Annotated in this window: 1 rRNA gene; it reads left to right on the top strand. The window is 67.5% G+C overall.

The window, feature by feature from the left end:
• Nucleotides 1–89: ribosomal RNA gene (gene rrf / locus FAF44_RS53365) — 5S ribosomal RNA — on the top strand; the annotation flags it as partial.
• Between the last annotated feature and the right edge of the window lie 819 nt (nt 90–908).

Below are 908 nucleotides of genomic sequence, written 5' to 3'. Positions count from 1 at the left end.
CCGGTTACATTCCGAACCCGGAAGTTAAGCTTCTCTGCGCCGATGGTACTGCACTCGGGAGGGTGTGGGAGAGTAGGTCACCGCCGGACAATCTTTAGGGAAGGGCTCTGACGCCTTGAGTGTCAGGGCCCTTTCTGCGTTTCCGGGCCGGAATCGAAGGGCCGTGGTCCCCTGCTCCAGGGGCGGTCGTCCGGCAGAAGTAAGGAAGCTCGCCTGTTCGCAGGCGAGATCATGATGAGCGGACTCGGCGATTTCGCGGATGCGTGCTGACATGCCGAGCAGTCCTGATGAGCGGACGTTTGTGATCGAATGAATATTCGGTTGCGTCCGGCTCGTGGACGTTCAGCGACTTGCTAGGCTGGAGAGAACGGGCCACCCCACAGGTGGCCTTCGTCGCGTAAGGCCCGAGGGCGGGCGGCGACCCAGCCACGGTGGACCGTCGTTGTGAGTCCGCTGGGTGAGCCAACGAAATGGACCAGAAGTGAACAGAGATAACGGATCGGACGGCGGACAGCGCGAGCGCGGCGACCACGGTGACAGGCGCTCTGACGGAGGCGGCAGGAGCGGCGGGTACGGCTCTCGCGGACGAGACTCCGGTGGCGACCGTCCGTTCCGGTCCGATGACAGGTCGAGCTCCTACAACCGCGGTGACCGCGGGCCGCGGCGCGAGGACGATCGAGGCGAGGGACGCCGGCCGTTCCGCGACCGGGACGATCGGGGCCCGCGCCGTGAAGGCGGGTACCAGGGTCCGCGTCGTGAAGGCGACGACCGTGGGTCCCAGGGCGGCGACCGTCGTCCCTTCCGGGACAGGGACGATCGGGGTCCGCGTCGTGAGGGTGGCTACGGCGACCGCGGTCCCCGTACCGGCGGTGGCTCCGGCGACCGGCGCGAGGGTGGTTACGGTGGCC

Source organism: Nonomuraea sp. MG754425 (assembly GCF_021699195.1).
Taxonomy (GTDB): Bacteria; Actinomycetota; Actinomycetes; order Streptosporangiales; family Streptosporangiaceae; genus Nonomuraea.
Note: the sequence above shows the minus strand (reverse complement) of the source record. Positions and strands in the feature narration are given on the sequence as shown.